Source organism: Ruegeria halocynthiae, from assembly GCF_900106805.1.
GTDB lineage: Bacteria > Pseudomonadota > Alphaproteobacteria > Rhodobacterales > Rhodobacteraceae > Ruegeria > Ruegeria halocynthiae.
In genome coordinates this window covers 1,569,493-1,588,427 of sequence record NZ_FNNP01000001.1, presented here as the reverse complement: position 1 = coordinate 1,588,427, position 18,935 = coordinate 1,569,493, and the positions used below count along the sequence as shown (strand labels likewise).

Here is an 18,935-nt window from a genome sequence, read left to right as displayed (position 1 = left end):
CCCTTTTTCGTGATCAGTAATCGCGCTCGAAAAAGATACCCAGACCCGTTTCGCCTCGGCCATCCACGGTGCCGCGAACCGTGAAGCTGTCAGTGACGTCCAGATTCAAGTTCACCTCGGTGTCGCCTTCGGTGTTTACGGTGAAATCGGTATAGAGGTTGTCGCTCAGATAAGCGCCCGCACCCAGGCTGCCACCGCCGCCTTCCGTAGCACCAACGTCCACGGTATCAAGCCCCGTAGCCTCACGCACACCTTTGGTTGCATCCCCTCCCGCACCACTGAGCTGGGCAAGTGAAGCTGCCATCTGGGCGATGACGAAAGGCGACAACTCAGAGAAACGGTTGCCAAATAGCAGCATGGCCAACGCTTCTTCGGTCGGGCGTTCAGGGTCAGAGAACACGTCGACTTCGGGCGAATCCAGTGGTCCCGCGATTTCAATAGTGGCGGTGCCGTCCGAAGTGCTGGTCGCAGATTCAAACTCGATATAGGGTGTCAGGTCACCTTGCAGGGTGACCACTCCTTTTGTCAGCGCCAGGCGTCGGCCCAGAATGTCGATGTTACCTCGGATGAGTTCAATCTGGCCCGAGGGGACGACGGATGCGGTGGTGCCACTGATCTGAATGCGTCCTCCCAACTCGGCATTGACACCTCGGCCCCGAACAAACACGGCCTTAGGGGCGAGCAACCCGATATCCAATGACATGCGCGAGCTGCTTTTGGCCTTGTCTTCGGTTTCGACCAGATTGGCGCGTTCCCGCGTCACGAAACCGGCACGGCTTTCATTGAGATGGTCAATCGTCGGGATCGGCGCCGCACCAACAGCACCTGCCGCCGCGGCGAGGTTTATGTTGGTTTCGCCAAAATTGATTTGCCCGGCCAGAGCACTGTTTCCAGCCAATGCCCCGGTCAAAGCGATCTGGCCGTTCAATGTGGTCTCATACAACAGCTTATCGGTCAGGACGAGATTACTGAGCTTCGTGGTGATCTGGGCGTTGAAGGGCGGGGTCAGATCGACCGGGCCGTTGACGGTGAAACTGCCACCCGCGCGCAGGCCACCCTGCAGTGCAATCGTAGCGCGGCTTTGCGCGATGTTAACCGAGCCACCGATACCGGTGATCGTTTGCCCCACATCGGGCAGCGCCATCGATGCGCCGGATGTGGAAATGGTTCCGCTAAGCGCATCCAGTGCGGGTGCCCCTTTCAGGGCCAGATCAAACTTCGCAGTGCCCGCCAGATTATTGGGTGAAATAAACGCGTTGGCGATGCCGATATTGACACCACCTTGCATCTTCAGATCCGCCTCACCGCTGCCTTCGTCAAAAGTGCCAATGACGGTGCTGTTGATCTGGGCTGGACCCTCTGCCTTTGCGTCGATGGTCCACACCCCGGCATTGCGGCGGGCGTTTCCGGTGGCAGAGATGGTACCGGGAAACTCGGGTAAAAAGCGTTCAGTCCGGTTTAGGCTGGCGTCAAAGTCGAAATCGGCGGTGCCGCTGGTATCAACCGTTCCTGTAAGACTGGCGTAAGAGCTGTCTGGCCCTTGCAGGCGGGCATTGCCCTCCAATCCCGATCCTGTGGGGGCGACGTTGCCTGCCAGCTTGAGCGGGCCGGACAGCGTTGATGACAGACGACCGATATCGTCCAGCATTGCCGAGAAATCAAGACCGCCGGCTTCGCGGTCCAACCGACCCGATGCATCTGCAGTCAACGCGGTTCCGTTCAGGCTGAACGTGCGGATATTGAACCCTTCTTCATCGTTGGCAGCATCAACGTTCAACGTCGTTCGCCCCTGAACCAACGCATCGACGGCCTCGATCCCAGTGGCAAGGTCATCCGCGCTCAGGTTGCCTTTGACGTCAAATGTCTTGCTGTCTTGCGCCGCTCGGCCTGTGACATCGGCCTTGATCGCTCCGGCCAGATCAAGCCCGGCGAGGTTCGAGAACAATGACAGGTCCGGCGCGCTCAGCTTAGCACTTCCATCCACCGCGATGTTGCCGGTCGGATCATCAATGGTAGCGCCGATTTCGGCGGTCAGCGCTGGGCTTTTGACCGTAGCGCTGCGAATTACGATTTGATCGCCAGAATGTGCGCCGTCCAGATTGATTGATGTCCGCCCTTTCAGCAGCGGATCGATATCGCTTATCCCGGTTTCGATATCGGTCGCGATCACACTGGCCTGGCCGTCAAACTCCAATGTCTGCACGGTACCTTTGCCATCCAGCCGGGCCTGCACAGCACCAGCAAGGTCTCGTTTGGCGATGCCTGAGAACACCGCCAGATCAGGGGCGTTTACACTGGCTTGTCCGTCGATCGTCAGATTGCCATTCGGGGTCGTGACCGTGCCGCTGGCTTGGGCGGTCAGCGCGTCGCCATTGATGGTGAATGTGCGGATGGTCACGCCGTCGGTGCCACGTTTGCCATCCAGTACGATCTCGGTCTCACCTTTGATCATCGGATCGATGTCATCGCGCCCAGTCACCAGATCGCGCCCGTTCACCGTTACTTTGCCGTCAAAGCTGCGTTCCAGCGGTGAGCCTTTGCCCGCAACCTGGATCGAGGCTTCACCGCCAAGCTGAAGCTGGGCCAAGGCAGAGAACCGCGATAGATCGGTCGCCTGCAGCATCGCCTCGCCATCAACCTGCAATCCGGTCGCAAGCCCGCTGATAACGGCATCGGTCCCAAGGGTGTAATCGCTGCCGACCAATTCGAACCCGGACAATTGCAGAGTCTGGTCGCTGCCATATTCGAACTGCCCATCCAGCGTGATCTGATCACCGACCGCGGTGTTGAGGGCGGCGTCCGTAAGGTCGATGCCATCCAGTACCGCCTGCAGATCGCCATCCATCGACAAACCAGAGGACTGGTCCAATGTGCCTTGCCCGGTGATCCTCGCGTGATCGAGGTTCAGGTTGGATGTTTCGACGGTGTTTGTCGTCAGGCTCAGGTCCCAGAGATTGCCGTTTTCAGCATTGAACAAGGCTGAAATCTGAGCAGCACCAATGGACGTATCGCCTCCGCTGATCGGCAGCACGACCTTGTTGCCGTTAGGCGGCGTGATGCGCCCCTGCAGCGCGACCAGTTGCAGAACACCGCCCGAGGCAAGGCTCACTTCGCTTTTCAGCTCCAGCGCCTCTGAGGTGATTTCGATATCAGAAATATCCAGTGCGCCATCGGAATGGGTGCGCCCGTCGACGAATAGCCGTGTGTCAGTGCCAAAGAACGTGTCCATCTCTTCGGCCAGAAACGGAGTCAGGTCGCCGCCGACATCGGCGGTAAAGGCGATGCCGTCGGATGCGGTTCCATTCTCTTCGGCTGTCCGCAGCCGGACTTGGCCAGTCACCCGAAGCTGCTGATCACTGCTCAGCCCGATGTCTGCATTAAAGTCTGTTACCGGCCCGGAGCCTTTTGCGGTCAGCTCTATGGGAGGTGCATCGGGGATGGATAAGGCCGTTGCAATCAGCCCGCCAGAGGCTTCGGCGACAGTCAGGTCCAGATCGATCTGGCGGCTATCGTTCTGAAATCCTGCTTTTAGGTCAATCGTGTCTCCTGCGCGGTCCAGCCGGTCGATCTCCAGCGTGGTATCCAAGGTTCCGTCCGCCAATGAAAGGTTACCATTCACCGCGAGATCCGCAGCGACACCTATCAGTGGCTCACCCAAAGACAGGTCAACCACCCGCAGTTCTCCGATTTCGATGGATACCGGAAGTTCAGGCAACTGGAAGGCTTGGGTTTCGGCTGCAGCGGGCGGCGTGTCCTTGGTGGTTGTGCCCGGCGCGCGCGCGATGTCGATTTCCTGCGCCGACAGTGTGTTGACCGAGAACCGACCCCGCAGCAGCGCCAGCCGGTTCCAATCAAGTTCAGCGTCCTTGATGGTCAGCCAGACACCTTCGTCATCGGCGACGGTGATTTCTTGAATCGTCGCGCGGGAACTCAAAGCACCTTGCAGCCCGACCACCCGGACATTCTGATCATCGCCCGACAGGGTATCTTGCAGGAACTGCTCGATCATGCTGCCGCCCTCGTCCTGAGCGGCCGTTACGACTGGGACGGTGATTGCTGCTGAACTCAGCAAAAGGGGATATACGATGCGGCGCATCAAAAGGCCTGCCCGATCCCGAGGTAGAATTGCAACCCGTCGCCCGTGTTACCTTGAACTGGTACGGCAAGGTCAAAGCGCAAGGGCCCGAAACCACCCAGATCATAGCGGATTCCAAGCCCCGCGCCAGAATGCTCTTCCGCGCCGCTGCCGATGAATGAAGATGTGTCGACGACGCCATAGTCGTAGAAGCCGACCAATGAGATTGTGTCGGTGACTTTGCCGCGAACCTCAGCTGACAATCCCAAAAAGGATTTGCCCCCGGCGACACCATCACCGACAGGGATGCCGAGGCTTTCGTAAGGTTGACCACGTACCGTCCCGGCACCGCCCGAGAAGAACAGGAAATCCGGGGTCACGCCATCCGCTGGCGGCCCAAGGACAGATCCCAGTTGAACACGCCCCGCCAGCACCAGCCGGCCACCTGTGCCCAGATCGTTATAGGCCCGTCCGTCGAAGAACATCCTAAGGCCAGTGTCGGACCCGGAGAACCCGAGAAAGGGCATCACCTGCGAGTCCAGATAATAACCTCGTGTGGCGCTGACCTTGCTGTCCCGCTCATCCCATTCTGATCGGAAGGGCAGGATAAAGTAACGAAACTTGCGCCCGTCGCCATAAGCGTCATCTGCATCCGACCATTGGAAACCAGCTGATGCTTCGGCATACAAACGGTCCGAGAATGTGCGGCGCGCACCATAGGCAAGCGAGGCGACCGAGACGTTGTAGTTCTCGGTATTGCGCCGTTCCAGCAGCGCGCTCCAGAAAGTACTGTCATCAGGACCCAACCGGTCTGGTTGATCCAGACGCAAACCGATGCGCCCGTCGATATCTTCGGCCCCACCGATGTTTCGGATCGCGGCCTCGAACCGCAGCCGCTGGGCCCGCCGGAATACGTTTCGATGGGTCCAGGTGGCGGTGACGTCAACACCGTCGCGCGAGGCAATCTCGGCCCCGAAAGTCAGGCGTCGCGGTGGCAGGTCTTCGAACGTGGCGTCGAAATCCAGTGTTCCATCCGGGTTCGGCTCATCATGTTCTTTAAGAGAGACCGTACTGAACGTGCCGGTACGTCGCAGGCGGGTGCCAACTTTTTGCACCTGTTCTGGCGAGTAAACTTCACCAGAAGGAAATCCTGAGATTTTTTCGATCGACCGATGGCGGACATCTGTATCGCCCTGGATGATCATTTTGCCAAATCGCAGCCTCGGCCCCGGCGCCAGATCAATCGTGGCGTCCAGCCGTGCCTGCGCATGGCGCGCGATCACCTTTTGATCCGACACTTCTGCCTTTGCATGGCCCGTATTGCGCCAGCCTTGTACACCAGCCGAGGTTGCCTGTTGGATCGCTCCGGTGGTCGCGGTTTTTCCCCTGGCGAACTCTTCAGGCAGTTCTGTTCCGGGTGCTACAGGTTGCACGACCGCGGTGCCAAATTTGAATTTCCGGCCCGGGGTGACAAGTATCGCCGCCCGTTTGAATTGGGCAGGAACATTCAGCGAGTTGATGTTTGCGGCTTCCTGCCCGTCCAACTTGATGCTGACGACAGGGCTGAAATAACCTTCGTCATACATAATCTGAACGATGGTGCGGTAGTCTGACAGGGCCGCTGACAGGATCTCCAGTGACGTATCCAGCCCGCGCGATTCTGAGGTGAAAACAGATGAGGTCTCTTCCAGTCGGTCAACCAGATCTTCGGATGCGCCGGGGGCGGACAGGGTGGTTTCCAGCGCGGATGCAAGATTGGGAATCAAGGCCACAAGCGCGCCAAAAAGCAAACGTCTCAGATCGCCACGCGGTCTGCTCCCTGTCATTGTCTGGCTCCAACTGCCCCAAGTCGAAATCACTGTGGCCGCGAAATAGAAAGGATGCGGCTTGTTGAATTCATTTAGAGCATTTGGCGACGCCAAGGGGAAGAACTAAACCAAGTTCTATTGTTATTATTGGATCACCCGCGTTTCAATTCGCTACAGATTGGCATTTCGGAACCACCTAATGATCGCATCGCGATCTTCGGGTTCCATATAAGTGACGTTCGCGGGGGGCATGGCGTGGGTGACGCCGGATTGCATATAAATCTGCTGTGCGTTCTGCGCAATGTCGGCCTCGGTTTCCAGCAGAACACCTTTGGGTGCCCATAAGATGCCTTCCCAGACAGGCTCACGCGCGTGGCACATGGAACAGCGCCCCAGAACAATGTCATGCGCTTCTTCAAAGCCATCCGCTGATGCGAATTTCTGTTCATAAGGGGTTAGCTGCTGCGCTTCAGCCTCTTCCAACGGGTCATGCATCGCGGCGGTCGACAACCACATGATTGTAAGGAACAACAGAGCGGTCACGGCCCATGTCCAGGTTGGATTGCCGGCGCGCGCGTGGCGGGTGTTGAAATAGTGCCGGATGGTGACACCCATCAGGAAGACCAGCGCGGCAATGATCCAGTTGTATTGGGTCGCGAAGGCCAGCGGGTAATGGTTCGACAGCATCAGGAACACGACCGGTAAAGTCAGATAGTTGTTATGAGTCGAGCGCAGCTTGGCGATCTTGCCATATTTCGGATCAGGCGTACGCCCATTTTTAAGGTCATCCACCACGATGCGCTGGTTTGGCATGATGATAAAGAACACATTCGCCGTCATGATCGTGGCCGTGAACGCGCCCAGATGCAGCATCATCGCGCGGCCGGTGAAAATCTGGTTATAGCCCCAGCCCATTGCCACCAGCAGAACAAACAGCAAAACCATCAGCAATGTCGGGCGTTCGCCGAGGCCGGATTTGCATAGGAAATCATAGGCCAGCCAACCAATGGTCAGCGAGGCGGCCGAGATCAGGATACCCTGCCACAGCGCCAGATCGGCCTTATGGGCGTCGATCAGATACAGCTCGCCTCCGACCCAATAGACGATCATCAAAAGCGCAGCGCCGCTGAGCCATGTGGCATAGCTTTCCCATTTGAACCAGGTCAGATGGTCCGGCATCCGTTCCGGAGCGACCAGATATTTCTGGATGTGATAAAAACCACCGCCATGGACCTGCCATTCTTCACCGTCAGCGGGGCCGGGGATATCGCGGTTCAGGCCAAGGTCCAGCGCGATAAAATAGAAGGATGATCCGATCCAGGCGATCGCAGTGATAACGTGCAACCAGCGCACGCCAAAACCAATCCAATCCCAGAACACGGCGAAGTCGTACATGCTAATGTCTCCGATTGCGTTGTGCCACACTAGGCAAGCGGGCTTTTCTTCGGTATTCCCGTATATTGTCAAACTGTATCAAAAAAAACGATAAGATGTCCTATCTCGACAATATTCGCACCTTCGTCCGGGTTTATGATCTCGGCAGCATGTCTGCCGCAGGTCGTGATATGCGGATATCCCCTGCGGTGACCTCGGCACGGATTTCGCAACTTGAAGATCATCTGGGGGTACGCCTGTTTCAGCGGACGACGCGTAACCTGACGCCGACCGAACAGGGACGGGCGTTCTACCCCGGTGCGGTCGCGGTTCTGGATGCGGTTGATGAGGCTGAAGCGCAAGTAACGCATCTGACAGAAGCGCCGCGCGGATCGCTGTTTGTGGCCGCGCCTCTGGGGGTGGGGCGCCGGTTGCTGGCACCCCATGTACCTGATTTTCTGGCAAAATACCCTGAAATCGATGTGCGGTTGAGGTTGACAGACCGCTCGGTTGATCTGACCACTGAAGGGTTGGATCTGGCCTTTTTCATCGGCCAGCCTGAAGACAGCACATTGCGCATCCGCAAGATCGCAGATTGCCAACGCGTGTCATGCGCGGCCCCTGAATACGTGAACCGATGCGGTATGCCGGAATCTGGAACTGATCTGATTTCAGGCAAGCATGAGTGTTTAAACCTGCGCTTCCCCGGCGCGTCGGAGTTTCAGTGGATGTTGGAAACACCCGATGGTCCAAAACGGTTCGCTGTCTCAGGCCGCTATGAGTGCGACGATGGCGATGTGCTGACCGACTGGGCGTTGTCCGGTCAGGGGATCGCTATGAAGCCCGTCTTTGAAGTGTCCGAACACCTAAAGGCAGGACGGTTGATCCCGGTTGCGGTGCAAACCCCCCCGGTTCCAGTGCAGATGGCCTGTCTATATACCCATCGACGCCATCAGGATCCCAAGGCGCGGCTGTTCATGGATTTCATGATTGACCGGATCAGCAAGGTGGTCCGCAGCGTTGAAACCTGAAACTAGCTGCCCCGGTAGGTTGAATACCCGAAGGGCGACAGAAGCAGGGGCACATGGTAATGTGCATCCGGATCGGACATGCCAAAGCGGATTGGAACCTGATCCAGGAACAGCGGATCATCCTCGTCTTGACCCGTCGTCCGCAGGTAATCTCCGGCGAAGAAAATCAGTTCATACGTGCCGGTCTTGAAGTCGTCTTGCGGCAGGATCGGACTGTTGGTGCGACCATCCGCGTTGGTCTCCATCTCAACCAGTTTGCGATGAGAATTTCCCGACACTTGATAAAGTGCGATTTTCAAACCCTCAGCAGGGCAGCCGCGTGCCGTATCCAGAACGTGGGTCGTAAGATAGCCAGCCAAAGGTCTCTCCTATGCGTTTCTTTTGATGTGCCACAGTTTGGGCCAAACCACAAAACGGTTGAAATGCCGAAAGAACCGGAAACAGTGTTCGGATTGATTTGATAATCTATGGGCCGTATCTGGGGTAATGCTGTCAAAACACCTAATCGGACTGGAAGACCCTATGCAGCCGCCTCGTTACCCCCGCGATATGATCGGATACGGAGCCAACCCGCCTGACGCCGCATGGCCCGGCGGGGCAAAACTGGCTGTGCAGATCGTATTGAACTACGAAGAGGGCGGCGAAAACTGTGTTCTGCATGGGGATGCGGCATCCGAGGCGTTCTTGTCCGAGATTGTTGGGGCGGCGCAGTGGACGGGCCAGCGTCATTGGAACATGGAATCGATCTATGAATACGGCTCGCGGGCCGGGTTCTGGCGTCTGCATCGCCTGATGAAAGACTTGCCGATTACCGTTTATGGCGTGGCCACAGCTCTGGCGCGTTCGCCGGATCAAGTCGCAGCAATGAAATCCGCAGGGTGGGAGATCGCCAGCCATGGCCTGAAATGGGTCGAGCACAAGGACATGCCCGAAGATGAAGAGCGCGCCCAGATCGCTGAGGCGATCCGCCTGCATACCGAAGTCGTAGGGGATCGCCCTCGCGGTTGGTATACTGGGCGTTGTTCGGAAAACACCGTGCGTCTGGTCGCCGAAGAAGCTGGCTTTGCCTATGTCGCGGATACCTACGCAGACGATCTACCCTATTGGATGCGGTCCAGCGGGCGGGATCAACTGATTGTCCCATATACGCTGGACTGCAACGATATGCGTTTTGCCACGCCGCAAGGGTTCAACGCAGGGGATCAATTCTATTCCTACCTGAAAGACAGTTTCGATGCGCTTTATGCAGAAGGCGAAGCAGGCGCACCCAAGATGCTGTCGATCGGCCTGCACTGTCGCCTGATTGGGCGTCCGGGACGGGTCGTGGCGCTGAAACGGTTTCTGGATTATGCGCGCGGGTTCTCGGACGTGTGGTTCGCAACGCGGCTGCAGATTGCGGAACACTGGGCTGAAACGCACCCATCGGTTGAGCGCGCATCGCCTTCACAGATGGGGCGTGACGAATTCGTTTCTGCTTATGGTGGTATCTTTGAGCATTCAGCGTGGATCGCCGAACGGGCATATGTTCTGGAATTGGGCGCGGCGCATGATACTGCTGGCGGATTGCACAATGCACTGGCGCGCATGTTCCGATCTGCCTCACCCGAGGAGCGGTTGGGCGTTCTGACGGCCCACCCCGATCTTGCGGGAAAGCTGGCGCAGGCCAAGCGGCTGACACAGGAAAGCACGTCCGAGCAGGCCTCGGCTGGGCTTGATGCGCTGACGGATAACGAGCGCACCGCGTTCACCGAATTGAACCAACGCTACATCGACAAATTTGGCTTTCCGTTCATCATCGCAGTTCGTGACCACACCAAGGCCTCGATCCTGCGCGCGTTTGAGCGGCGGATCGAACAGGATCGCGAAACCGAGTTCGCCGAGGCCTGCCGACAGGTTGAACGGATCGCCGAGTTCCGTCTGTGTGATGTGCTGCCTTCATGAAACGGATTGTCGCTGAACCGATCTCGGCCGAAGCTTTCGCATCGTTTGGCGATCTGATCGATATCGCAGGCGCGCCTGACAAGATTATCAATCAAGGCCAGTGTGAGCGCTATCACGACCGAGCTAATTTGGATTTTGGTGATGCGCGCGCCGGTATCAGCCTGTTCAATGCCAACCCACGCGAAATGCCTTACCTGCTGGAGATGGTCGAGCGTCATCCCGACGGCAGTCAGGCATTCATCCCGATGACCCACCAGTCATTTCTGGTGATAGTCGCCCCCGATGAGGGAGGTCAACCGGGTCAGCCACGTGCCTTTATCACGTATCCCGGACAGGCTGTGAACTATCATCGAGGCACCTGGCATGGGGTCCTGACACCATTGCATGGGCCCGGGCTGTTCGCGGTCGTCGATCGGATCGGAGAGAGCCCGAATTTGGAAGAATACTGGTTCAGCACACCTTACGAGGTGGTCGAGCGCTGAAACCAGAACCGAAGCCGCCAGAGAAGCGGCAAGAACCCCATTGGATCTTAGGGAGGACAATGAGATCATGGCCGAAACTTCAATAGGGACGCCCGAGCAGCTTCGGGACCCGAACTACACACCCGCCTTACACAAGGCGATACCGCTGGGCATTCAGCACGTTCTGGCGATGTTCGTCTCAAACGTTACCCCGGCCATTATCGTGGCCGGAGCCGCCGGGTTTGGATTTGGTTCAAATTCCCCAGATTTTCCCGAACTGCTCTACCTGATCCAGATGTCGATGCTGTTCGCGGGCCTGGCGACCCTGCTGCAAACCGTAACGATTGGCCCGGTTGGAGCGGCTTTGCCAATTGTTCAGGGAACAAGCTTTGCGTTCCTTCCCATCATGATCCCGCTTGTCGCCGGAAAAGGCGTGGATGCATTGGCGGCACTGTTTGGTGGCGTCCTGATCGGTGGCCTGTTTCACGCCTTTCTCGGCCTGTTCATCGGCAAGATACGATTTGCACTACCGCCGTTGGTGACCGGGCTGGTCGTGACAATGATCGGTTTGGCGCTGGTCAAGGTCGGCATTCAGTATTCTGCGGGTGGTGTGCCTGCGATTGGTACGCCGGAATACGGATCGCTGCTCAACTGGTCGGCGGCGCTGGTCGTGGTTGTCGTGACGCTGGGGCTTAAGTTCTTTGCGCGCGGTATGCTGTCGGTGTCTGCTGTACTGGCCGGATTGGCCGTTGGGTATGTCTATGCCCTGATGGTGGGAATGGTGACGTTCGAGGCCATTGGCACAAGCTGGTCGCGGGCCTCGGCTTTCGCACTGCCGGTCCCTTTCAAATATGGTTTTGAGTTCTCGTTGGCCGCCGTGATCGGGTTTGCTCTGATGTCCTTCGTCTCTGCCATTGAGACCGTCGGTGACGTATCGGGGATCACCAAGGGTGGCGCGGGTCGAGAAGCAACCGACAAGGAAATCGCGGGTGCGACCTACGCTGATGGCGTTGGAACTGCGCTTGCTGGTATGTTCGGCGGGTTTCCGAATACATCGTTCAGCCAGAATGTCGGGTTGATCGCGATGACAGGCGTCATGAGCCGCCACGTTGTGACCTGCGGCGCCCTGTTCCTGATCTTGTGTGGCCTTATTCCAAAGGTCGGCGCCATCATCCGGACCATTCCGATCGAAGTTCTGGGCGGCGGTGTGATCGTCATGTTTGGCATGGTCGTCGCGGCAGGCATCTCGATGCTGTCCGACGTGGATTGGAACCGCCGCAACATGGTGATTTTTGCGATTTCGCTGTCGATTGGCCTTGGTCTGCAACTGGAACCGGGTGCGGTTCAGCACTTGCCGGACACACTCCGCATTCTAATGACCAGCGGTCTGTTGCCAGCAGCCCTGATTGCTATCGTGCTGAACCTGATCCTGCCAGAAGAATTGGCCGAGGAATCGACTGAAGAGGTTTCGGGTGGAATGGCCGGTCACGGGTCCGGCAGTTTGCCCCACGATTGAGGCTTGTAAACAACCCCGCAGCGCGGTTAAGCGCTGCGGGTTATCCCGCTTGGGCCATCAGGCGTGCAACATCCAGCATGCGGGCGGAGAACCCCCATTCATTGTCATACCAGCCAAAGACCCTGATCTGATGCTCTCCGATCATGCGCGTCTCGGGTCCGGCCAGAACAAGTGACTCGGGGCGGGACCGCAAATCGGATGAAACCAGAGGCAGTTCGGTCCAGCCCAACACGGCTGAAGCGGCGATCGCCTTGCGAAGCGCCTGTTCGAATTGGTCCGCGTTCATGCCGCGTTCAAGCGTGGCGATGAGATCGACGGCAGAGACGCTGGCGGTTGGGACACGCACGGCGGCCCCTGAAATGCGTCCGGCCAGTTCAGGCAGGACAACATCAATCAGATGCGTCGCACTGGAGGTCGTAGGCACCATCGACAGCGCTCCTGCGCGTGAGCGGGCGAGATCACCACGCGGCGCATCAACCATTGGTTGGCTGTTGGTGTAGCAGTGGATTGTGGTCATGTGCCCGCAGACAAGCCCGCCGATTTCATTGATCAGCTTGACCAGCGGAGCGAGCCCATTGGTGGTGCATGACGCATTCGATACGATCCGTGCGTTGCCCAATTGATCTTCGTTTGCCCCCAGCACAACCGTGACCTCGGCCGCGGGCGAGGGGCCGGAAATCAGCACTTTGCCCGCGCCAGCGGTCAACCCCCGGCTGGCCACATCCGATGTGCGCGCGATGCCGGTGCAATCCAGTATGACATCAACGCCGGACAGATCGACCTGCGCCAAATCCGCGCTGTGGGACATTGGAACAAACCGGCCATCGATGTTCAGAACAGCATCTTCAGCTGCCACTGATCCCGGATAGGGACCAAACGTGCTGTCGTATTTGAACAGATATGCGCAGGTTTCAAGCGGTGCGATGTCGTTGATCAGCACCAGTTCGATATCCGAATGCTGCGACAGGCCCAGGATCTGACGCAGGATGGTGCGGCCGATACGGCCGAATCCGTTGATCGCGATTTTCATGGGCAAGCTATGGCAGGCAGATCAGGTGATCTCAATAAAAGTATTGTACCAATTTCAGTTGCAGCTGACCTGCGAGAAAAACTGGCCCGAGATGTTCTGGTACATGCTGGTATAGATCGCCTTGCATCCGGTTGCCTGTTGTATAGCGGCCATTGCCTGGATGGTGCGTAGACGCGGCGGGGGCCCAAATGGGTTCAAATTGTTGTTGTCCCGGGTCGCCCGATAGACCACTGGCGCGTCCGAAACCTGTGTCACCGCCCAGGTGCGGCTCATGACAAAAACGGACTTGGTTTCTTCCTTGGCTGCGACCGGGGCAGCATTAAACGCCGAAAGGCCTAGGGTGGCAACCAGTGCAATCATCGTTCCGCGCAGTAACATCGAACAATCTCCAGTGCTGAAATCTCATGTGATTTCATCAGATTCCAGCGATTTTGTGAACCCCTCAAGGGAAATTTGATCGATGATACGGCAACCACTTGTCAGCGAGACGCAAGGGACAGCGGCATATGGCGGTTCACATCCTTATAGAGCAGATAGCGAAACCGTCCCGGTCCGCCAGCGTAACACGCTTGCGGGCAGAACGCGCGCAACCACATATAGTCACCCGCCTCGACCTCGACCCAGTCCTGATTGAGTCGATAGACCGCTTTGCCCTCAAGCACATAAAGCCCGTGCTCCATCACGTGGGTTTCTGCGAAGGGGATTACGCCGCCGGGTTCGAAATTGACAATGTTGACATGCATATCGTGACGCAGATCTTGGGGATCGGTAAAGCGGGTGGTGGACCAGCGGCCTTGGGTGCCGGGCATCTCGGTTGGAATCACGTCGCGTTCATTGGTGATGATCGGATTAGGGGCAGGCAGGCCCGACACAGCCTGATAGGCTTTGCGCACCCAGTGGAACCGGGCCACGGCATCGGCGCGGTTATGTAGTGCCCAGTCACTGTCGGGTGGAATATATGCATATCCGCCTTCCTCCAGCACATGTTCCGCATCGTTCAAGGTCAGGGTAACGACCCCTTCGACCACAAAGATCACACCTTGCGCGATTGGATCGGTTTCCGGCGTGTCACTACCGCCACCGGGCTGCACCTCCATGATGTATTGCGAGAATGTCTCGGCAAATCCACTCAGAGGCCGCGACAGGACCCAAAGGCGCGTGCCCTCCCAAAATGGCAGAAAGCTGGTAACGATGTCGCGCATCGTGCCTTTTGGGATCACCGCATAGGCGTCTGTGAACATGGCGCGGTCGGTCAATAGCTGCTCTTGCCCCGGGTGCCCGCCTGTGGGTGCGTAATACTTGGGATGTGTCATCAAATGCCTCTGGTTCGTCTTGGGACAATATGAGGCGAACAGGCGGGCGGACCTAGCACCTGCGTTGCAAAAGGTTTGTTCGGGATAATTTGAAGGTGGCCAAGTGGGGCTTGGCCGCACACGCATAGAGGTATATCTATGGGCGTGAAATCTATTCAGATCGGCGAGGCCCGTCCATGAAAGCCTATGTTTATACAGCGCTGGTTGCTGCTCTGTCTTTTGGGACAGGGGGAATCGCTCAGGCCAAATCACTTTCCCGAATCATTGCCGAAATGGGATTGAGCCCTGCCGATTTCGAGGTGCTAAGCGCCACCTCAAACGCGTTGCTGTCATCTGGCTCACCTTCCATCGGGCAAGAAAGGGCGTGGCTCAATCAGGATACCGGATCAAAAGGGACGGTCCGGGTGCAGAATGTTCAGGATAATTGTGTGATCCTTCAGCATGTTGTGCAGCCCGAAGGCGCCGAGCAGACCCGCGACATCAGAACCCGCCGCTGCAAGACCGCTGATGGCAACTGGATACTGACGCCCTAATTGGCGTCTTTGCAGCAGTCGGCTGGTTTCGCGCCGCGACGATGCTGAAGGCCGGGGCCAATAGTCTGAATGACGTTCCGTCACCCAACTGGACAGCAGTGCGGCCGCTGAGCCATCCTCGTAGCAAAGCCAAGAGCGCGCTGTGCTACTGAGAGGGATACACATGGCCATGACATTCGGTATGCGCGAAGAGAACCGCGCCCTGTTACAACGGGTCGTCGACATGATCCGCGATGAGGTCATGCCGCTTGAACAGGAATATCAGGCCGAGATCAGCAAGGGCGATCGCTGGCAATATACTGAGCGTCAGGCCGACATCCTTGAAGGCCTCAAATCAAGGGCCAAGGCCGCAGGGCTCTGGAACTTCTGGTTGACCGACAGCGACAAGGGCTTTGGTCTCAGCACGGTTGAATACGCTTTTTTCGCCGAAGAAATGGGCAAAACCCCTTTGGGGGCCGAAGTATTCAACTGCTCGGCGCCTGATACCGGGAATATGGAAGTTTTCGAACGTTACGGCACTGACGCGATGAAAGAACAATGGCTTAAGCCGTTACTCGACGGGCAGATCAGATCGGCCTATCTGATGACCGAACCGGATGTCGCCTCGTCTGATGCCACCAATATCTCGATGTCCTGCGTGCGCGACGGGAATGATTATGTCCTTAATGGTGAGAAATGGTGGTCGTCAGGCGCCGGCGATCCGCGCTGCAGGGTCTATATCGTGATGGTGAAAACCGGCGGAGACGATCTGCCCAAACACCAGCGCCAGTCGATGATCGTGGTGCCGGCTGACGTGCCCGGGATCGAGGTGCTGCGCCCGATGGAGGTCTATGGTCACGACGATGCCCCTCATGGGCACATGCATATCCGGTTCACTGATGTTCGCGTGCCGGCCGAAAATATCCTGCTGGGCGAAGGGCGCGGGTTCGAGATTGCGCAGGGCCGTCTGGGACCGGGCCGTATTCACCACTGTATGCGCGCCATTGGTCAGGCCGAAATGGCGCTGGAACAGATGTGCAAGCGGTCGCTGCAGCGCGAGGCCTTCGGGAAGAAACTGGCCCAGCTGGGTGCAAACTATGACATCATTGCCGAATGTCGGATGGAGGTCGAAATGGCCCGTTTGTTGTGCCTCAAAACGGCGTGGTATATGGATCAGGGTGATGCGCGGGAGGCGGCGCCTTGGATCAGCCAGATTAAGGTTGTGGCACCCAGAGTTGCGCTGAAAGTGATTGATGAAGCCGTGCAGATGTTCGGTGCGCAGGGGATAAGTCAGGATGTACCTCTGGCCAATGCCTGGACCCATGTGCGTACCCTTCGCTTGGCTGACGGGCCGGATGCGGTGCACCGCCGTCAGGTCGCGCGGGCTGAATTGAAGAAATACACGCAGGAAAAAATCTGAGGCGACCGTAATAAGATGACATTGGATAGGCTGGGGCAGGCGTATTTTCACCAAAATGCGCAGGGTGTGTTTGTGGGCAATGATCCGGCGCGCGGGCCCTGGTCTGCGGATCACTGCCATGCCGGGCCCGTCAGCGGCCTTATCGTGCGCGCAGCCGAAGCCGAGGTCGGCCCCGCGAAGATGTTGACCCGGCTGACTGTTGATCTGTTGCGCCCATTGCCTCTGGCCGGGCTTAGTGTGACAGCCGAGACCATGCGCCACACCAAAACGCTCGCGACTACCCGGGTCACGGTGCATGATCTCGACGAAACGCTTTGTGCCACCGCGACGACCATGCACATGATGCGCAGGGATCTCGGGGCTGTGCCTAATGTCGACCTGCCTGCACTGCGTTTTGATGACGTGGTTGGCGGGCCGTTCCCAATTGGTGAAATGCGCCATGATCTGCCCGGTTTCGCCCATCATTCGCAGATCGCCTATCCCGAAGGCGGCAATCAGAGCGCAGGCCCCAAAACTGTCTGGATGCGCACGCCCCCCATACTAGAGGGGGAAGACCCGTCGCCGATTCAGGCGCTGTGTCCGCTGGCCGATTGTGGCAATGGCATTTCCTGGAATGCGCCCACCACCGAGATGGGGTTCATGAACACCGACCTGACCGTACAGATTCACCGGGAACCGGTGTCGGAATGGCTGGCTTCAGATTCGGTTTCGCATTGGCAGCCTTCGGGGATCGGCATGTCTCAGTCCGTGCTGTTTGACACGCAGGGGCCGATTGGGACCGCGCTGCAGACGCTGGTCCTGTTTCCACCCGGCTGAAGCGGCAGCTTTTTGCTCCATTGAATACAACCGGATTGCCGATACCGGCCCGGCACCCTATCTTCGCGCCATGCGTTGGCTTGCCACTTTTCTGACCTGCTGCCTGCCGTTTCCGGCCTTGGCTCACCCGCATGTCTTCATCGACACCGGGTTGGAGTTCGTGGTCGATGAGGCAGGCAAACTGACCCATGTGCAGGTTACATGGGCCTATGACGAGTTCTACTCGCTGTTGGTGCTGGAAGATATGCGTCTGGATCAGGATGGCGACGGCGTGCTGACTGCCTCCGAAGAACAGCTTCTGAGTGGTTTCGATGCCCAATGGGTCGAAGGCTACAATGGCGATCTGGTCATCCGCATGGGGGATAATTTGGTCCCCCTTTCTGGTCCGCTGGAGCCGCAAGCCACGACCGAGGATGCCCGCATCGTGACCACCCATCTGCGCGCGGTCGAGGGCGCACCGGTACCTGCCAGCGCCCTGTCGATCAAAGCCTTTGATGAGAGCTTTTACACCGCCTACGAAATGTCCCGCCCTGTGACCGTCTCGGGGCCTGTTGTCTGCCAGATCGAACGTACAGACCCTGATATCGACGCAGAGCTGGCGCAGATGCAGGCGTTCTTGCGGACGCTGGACGCCGATTATGACCTTGAGGAAAACGATATCCCCCTGGTTGGTGAGAAATTCGCAACCGAGATCAGGCTTTCATGTCCCGCTACCTGATTGTTCCCGTCGCCATTGCCTGCGGGTTGCTTCTATGGTTCTGGGGCAGCGGTGGCTTTGACCATCTGGCTGCCTGGGCCGCCGGAGAGCAGCGGGATTTCCAGAACCAGATCGCCCGCGCCTTGCGCGCTGCACGCGCCGAACAGCCTGAAGCCATCGCTACGCTACTGACCGTCTGTTTTGCCTATGGGTTTTTCCATGCCATCGGGCCGGGTCATGGCAAGGTTCTGATCGGAGGTTATGGGTTGGGCCGTCGGGTCGCGTTCTGGCGCCTGTCCGCTATCAGTGTCCTGTCGAGCCTTGGTCAAGCCGTCACTGCTGTTGCGCTGGTTTATGCGGGCGCGCTGGTGTTCGAGATGTCGCGCGAATCGCTGGTGGATACCACTGAACAGGTCATGGCGCCGTTCAGCTATGGCGCTATTGCTGCGATTGGTTTGTGGCTGATCTTTCGCGCGCTCCGCAGCTTTGTTCGACGCCACAAAGGTCAGGCTGCACACAGCCACGACCACCATCATCACGTGCATGATCATGACCATGATCACGAACATGGGGTCTGCTCGGATTGCGGCCACCGCCATGGCCCAACTGCTGAAGAGGTCGCTCAGGTTGGTAACCTGCGCGAGGCATTGGTTTTGATCGCAGGCATCGCTGCACGCCCCTGTACCGGGGCGTTATTTGTGCTGATCCTGACATGGCAGATGGGTATCGCGATGGTTGGTATCGCCGGAGCGTTCGCCATGGCGCTGGGCACCGCAATGGTCACCACGCTGGTCGGTTGGACGTCGTTCGGATTGCGTGGTGGGTTGCTAGCCTCGGCCTCGGCCACACGATTTGCGTCAGTACTGGCACCGACCATCGAACTGGTGGCAGGCCTCATCATTGCTGTGATCGCAAGCGGCTTGCTTCTTCGAGCCTTGTAA

Annotated in this window: 16 protein-coding genes; 9 read left to right on the top strand and 7 right to left on the bottom strand. The window is 58.0% G+C overall.

Translation table 11 applies throughout. The features are described 5' to 3' along the window. Window positions 1-13 precede the first annotated feature (13 nt). From BLU89_RS08010 to BLU89_RS08000, 3 genes are all read right to left on the bottom strand, one after another. Window positions 14-4,096 (bottom strand): translocation/assembly module TamB domain-containing protein, encoded by a 4,083-nt coding sequence (locus BLU89_RS08010; RefSeq protein ID WP_074735893.1) that lies wholly within the window; start codon window positions 4,094-4,096, stop codon window positions 14-16. After that, window positions 4,096-5,901 (bottom strand): autotransporter assembly complex protein TamA, encoded by a 1,806-nt coding sequence (locus BLU89_RS08005; protein ID WP_074735891.1) that lies wholly within the window; start codon window positions 5,899-5,901, stop codon window positions 4,096-4,098. The genes BLU89_RS08010 and BLU89_RS08005 overlap by 1 nt, the downstream gene beginning before the upstream one ends. Before the next feature lie 153 nt (window positions 5,902-6,054). Next, a complete protein-coding gene (locus BLU89_RS08000; protein ID WP_074735889.1) occupies window positions 6,055-7,278 on the bottom strand; it encodes a urate hydroxylase PuuD in 1,224 nt (407 codons plus the stop codon). 95 nt (window positions 7,279-7,373) lie between these two features. Between BLU89_RS08000 and BLU89_RS07995 the strand changes: the two genes are divergently transcribed. Continuing rightward, complete coding sequence (locus BLU89_RS07995; RefSeq protein ID WP_074735887.1) at window positions 7,374-8,288, top strand: LysR family transcriptional regulator; 915 nt, start codon at window positions 7,374-7,376, stop codon at window positions 8,286-8,288. A gap of 2 nt (window positions 8,289-8,290) precedes the next feature. On the opposite strand, the gene uraH is transcribed toward BLU89_RS07995, so the two are convergent. Next, entirely contained in the window at window positions 8,291-8,647 is a 357-nt protein-coding gene (gene uraH, locus BLU89_RS07990) for a hydroxyisourate hydrolase (protein ID WP_074735885.1), read from the bottom strand. Window positions 8,648-8,810: 163 nt separating this feature from the next. Between uraH and puuE the strand changes: the two genes are divergently transcribed. From puuE to BLU89_RS07975, 3 genes are all read left to right on the top strand, one after another. Beyond that, window positions 8,811-10,229, top strand: a complete 1,419-nt coding sequence (gene puuE / locus BLU89_RS07985; RefSeq protein ID WP_074735884.1) for an allantoinase PuuE — start codon at window positions 8,811-8,813, stop codon at window positions 10,227-10,229. Continuing rightward, window positions 10,226-10,711 carry an ureidoglycolate lyase gene (locus BLU89_RS07980; protein ID WP_074735882.1) on the top strand — a complete coding sequence of 162 codons (486 nt, stop codon included), beginning with the start codon at window positions 10,226-10,228 and terminating at the stop codon, window positions 10,709-10,711. The genes puuE and BLU89_RS07980 overlap by 4 nt, the downstream gene beginning before the upstream one ends. 67 nt (window positions 10,712-10,778) lie before the next feature. Further along, window positions 10,779-12,206, top strand: coding sequence for a nucleobase:cation symporter-2 family protein (locus BLU89_RS07975; protein ID WP_074735880.1), 1,428 nt, complete (start codon window positions 10,779-10,781; stop codon window positions 12,204-12,206). Window positions 12,207-12,246: 40 nt separating this feature from the next. Here the strand turns inward: BLU89_RS07975 and BLU89_RS07970 are convergent, their stop codons facing one another. The 3 genes from BLU89_RS07970 to BLU89_RS07960 form a co-directional block, all read right to left on the bottom strand. Further along, complete coding sequence (locus BLU89_RS07970) at window positions 12,247-13,236, bottom strand: type I glyceraldehyde-3-phosphate dehydrogenase (protein ID WP_176797667.1); 990 nt, start codon at window positions 13,234-13,236, stop codon at window positions 12,247-12,249. A gap of 54 nt (window positions 13,237-13,290) precedes the next feature. Beyond that, window positions 13,291-13,614 (bottom strand): hypothetical protein, encoded by a 324-nt coding sequence (locus tag BLU89_RS07965; RefSeq protein ID WP_074735876.1) that lies wholly within the window; start codon window positions 13,612-13,614, stop codon window positions 13,291-13,293. A 101-nt stretch (window positions 13,615-13,715) separates the two neighbouring features. After that, window positions 13,716-14,549 carry a bifunctional allantoicase/(S)-ureidoglycine aminohydrolase gene (locus BLU89_RS07960; RefSeq protein WP_074735874.1) on the bottom strand — a complete coding sequence of 278 codons (834 nt, stop codon included), beginning with the start codon at window positions 14,547-14,549 and terminating at the stop codon, window positions 13,716-13,718. 176 nt (window positions 14,550-14,725) lie between these two features. Here BLU89_RS07960 and BLU89_RS07955 point away from each other — a divergent pair, with 176 nt between their 5' ends. From BLU89_RS07955 to BLU89_RS07935, 5 genes are all read left to right on the top strand, one after another. After that, the gene (locus BLU89_RS07955; protein ID WP_074735872.1) at window positions 14,726-15,082 is read left to right on the top strand and encodes a hypothetical protein; all 357 of its coding nucleotides are present in this window, start codon (window positions 14,726-14,728) and stop codon (window positions 15,080-15,082) included. Window positions 15,083-15,245: 163 nt separating this feature from the next. Further along, a complete protein-coding gene (locus BLU89_RS07950; RefSeq protein WP_074735870.1) occupies window positions 15,246-16,481 on the top strand; it encodes an acyl-CoA dehydrogenase family protein in 1,236 nt (411 codons plus the stop codon). A gap of 15 nt (window positions 16,482-16,496) precedes the next feature. Next, window positions 16,497-17,297: a thioesterase family protein gene (locus tag BLU89_RS07945; protein ID WP_074735868.1), complete on the top strand. Its 801-nt coding sequence runs from the start codon at window positions 16,497-16,499 to the stop codon at window positions 17,295-17,297. Next, on the top strand, window positions 17,254-18,015 hold the full coding sequence (locus BLU89_RS07940; protein ID WP_245709679.1) for a DUF1007 family protein: 762 nt from the start codon (window positions 17,254-17,256) through the stop codon (window positions 18,013-18,015). The genes BLU89_RS07945 and BLU89_RS07940 overlap by 44 nt, the downstream gene beginning before the upstream one ends. Next, window positions 18,000-18,935 (top strand): nickel/cobalt transporter, encoded by a 936-nt coding sequence (locus BLU89_RS07935; protein WP_074735864.1) that lies wholly within the window; start codon window positions 18,000-18,002, stop codon window positions 18,933-18,935. The genes BLU89_RS07940 and BLU89_RS07935 overlap by 16 nt, the downstream gene beginning before the upstream one ends.

Excerpts from the sequence above, each read along its gene's own strand:
- BLU89_RS08010 (WP_074735893.1), bottom strand. The coding sequence starts at position 4,096 with ATGCGCCGCATCGTATATCCCCTTTTGCTGAGTTCAGCAGCAATCACC.
- BLU89_RS08005 (WP_074735891.1), bottom strand. The coding sequence starts at position 5,901 with ATGACAGGGAGCAGACCGCGTGGCGATCTGAGACGTTTGCTTTTTGGC.
- BLU89_RS08000 (WP_074735889.1), bottom strand. The coding sequence starts at position 7,278 with ATGTACGACTTCGCCGTGTTCTGGGATTGGATTGGTTTTGGCGTGCGC.
- BLU89_RS07995 (WP_074735887.1), top strand. The coding sequence starts at position 7,374 with ATGTCCTATCTCGACAATATTCGCACCTTCGTCCGGGTTTATGATCTC.
- puuE (WP_074735884.1), top strand. The coding sequence starts at position 8,811 with ATGCAGCCGCCTCGTTACCCCCGCGATATGATCGGATACGGAGCCAAC.
- BLU89_RS07980 (WP_074735882.1), top strand. The coding sequence starts at position 10,226 with ATGAAACGGATTGTCGCTGAACCGATCTCGGCCGAAGCTTTCGCATCG.
- BLU89_RS07975 (WP_074735880.1), top strand. The coding sequence starts at position 10,779 with ATGGCCGAAACTTCAATAGGGACGCCCGAGCAGCTTCGGGACCCGAAC.
- BLU89_RS07970 (WP_176797667.1), bottom strand. The coding sequence starts at position 13,236 with ATGAAAATCGCGATCAACGGATTCGGCCGTATCGGCCGCACCATCCTG.
- BLU89_RS07965 (WP_074735876.1), bottom strand. The coding sequence starts at position 13,614 with ATGTTACTGCGCGGAACGATGATTGCACTGGTTGCCACCCTAGGCCTT.
- BLU89_RS07960 (WP_074735874.1), bottom strand. The coding sequence starts at position 14,549 with ATGACACATCCCAAGTATTACGCACCCACAGGCGGGCACCCGGGGCAA.
- BLU89_RS07955 (WP_074735872.1), top strand. The coding sequence starts at position 14,726 with ATGAAAGCCTATGTTTATACAGCGCTGGTTGCTGCTCTGTCTTTTGGG.
- BLU89_RS07950 (WP_074735870.1), top strand. The coding sequence starts at position 15,246 with ATGGCCATGACATTCGGTATGCGCGAAGAGAACCGCGCCCTGTTACAA.
- BLU89_RS07945 (WP_074735868.1), top strand. The coding sequence starts at position 16,497 with ATGACATTGGATAGGCTGGGGCAGGCGTATTTTCACCAAAATGCGCAG.
- BLU89_RS07935 (WP_074735864.1), top strand. The coding sequence starts at position 18,000 with ATGTCCCGCTACCTGATTGTTCCCGTCGCCATTGCCTGCGGGTTGCTT.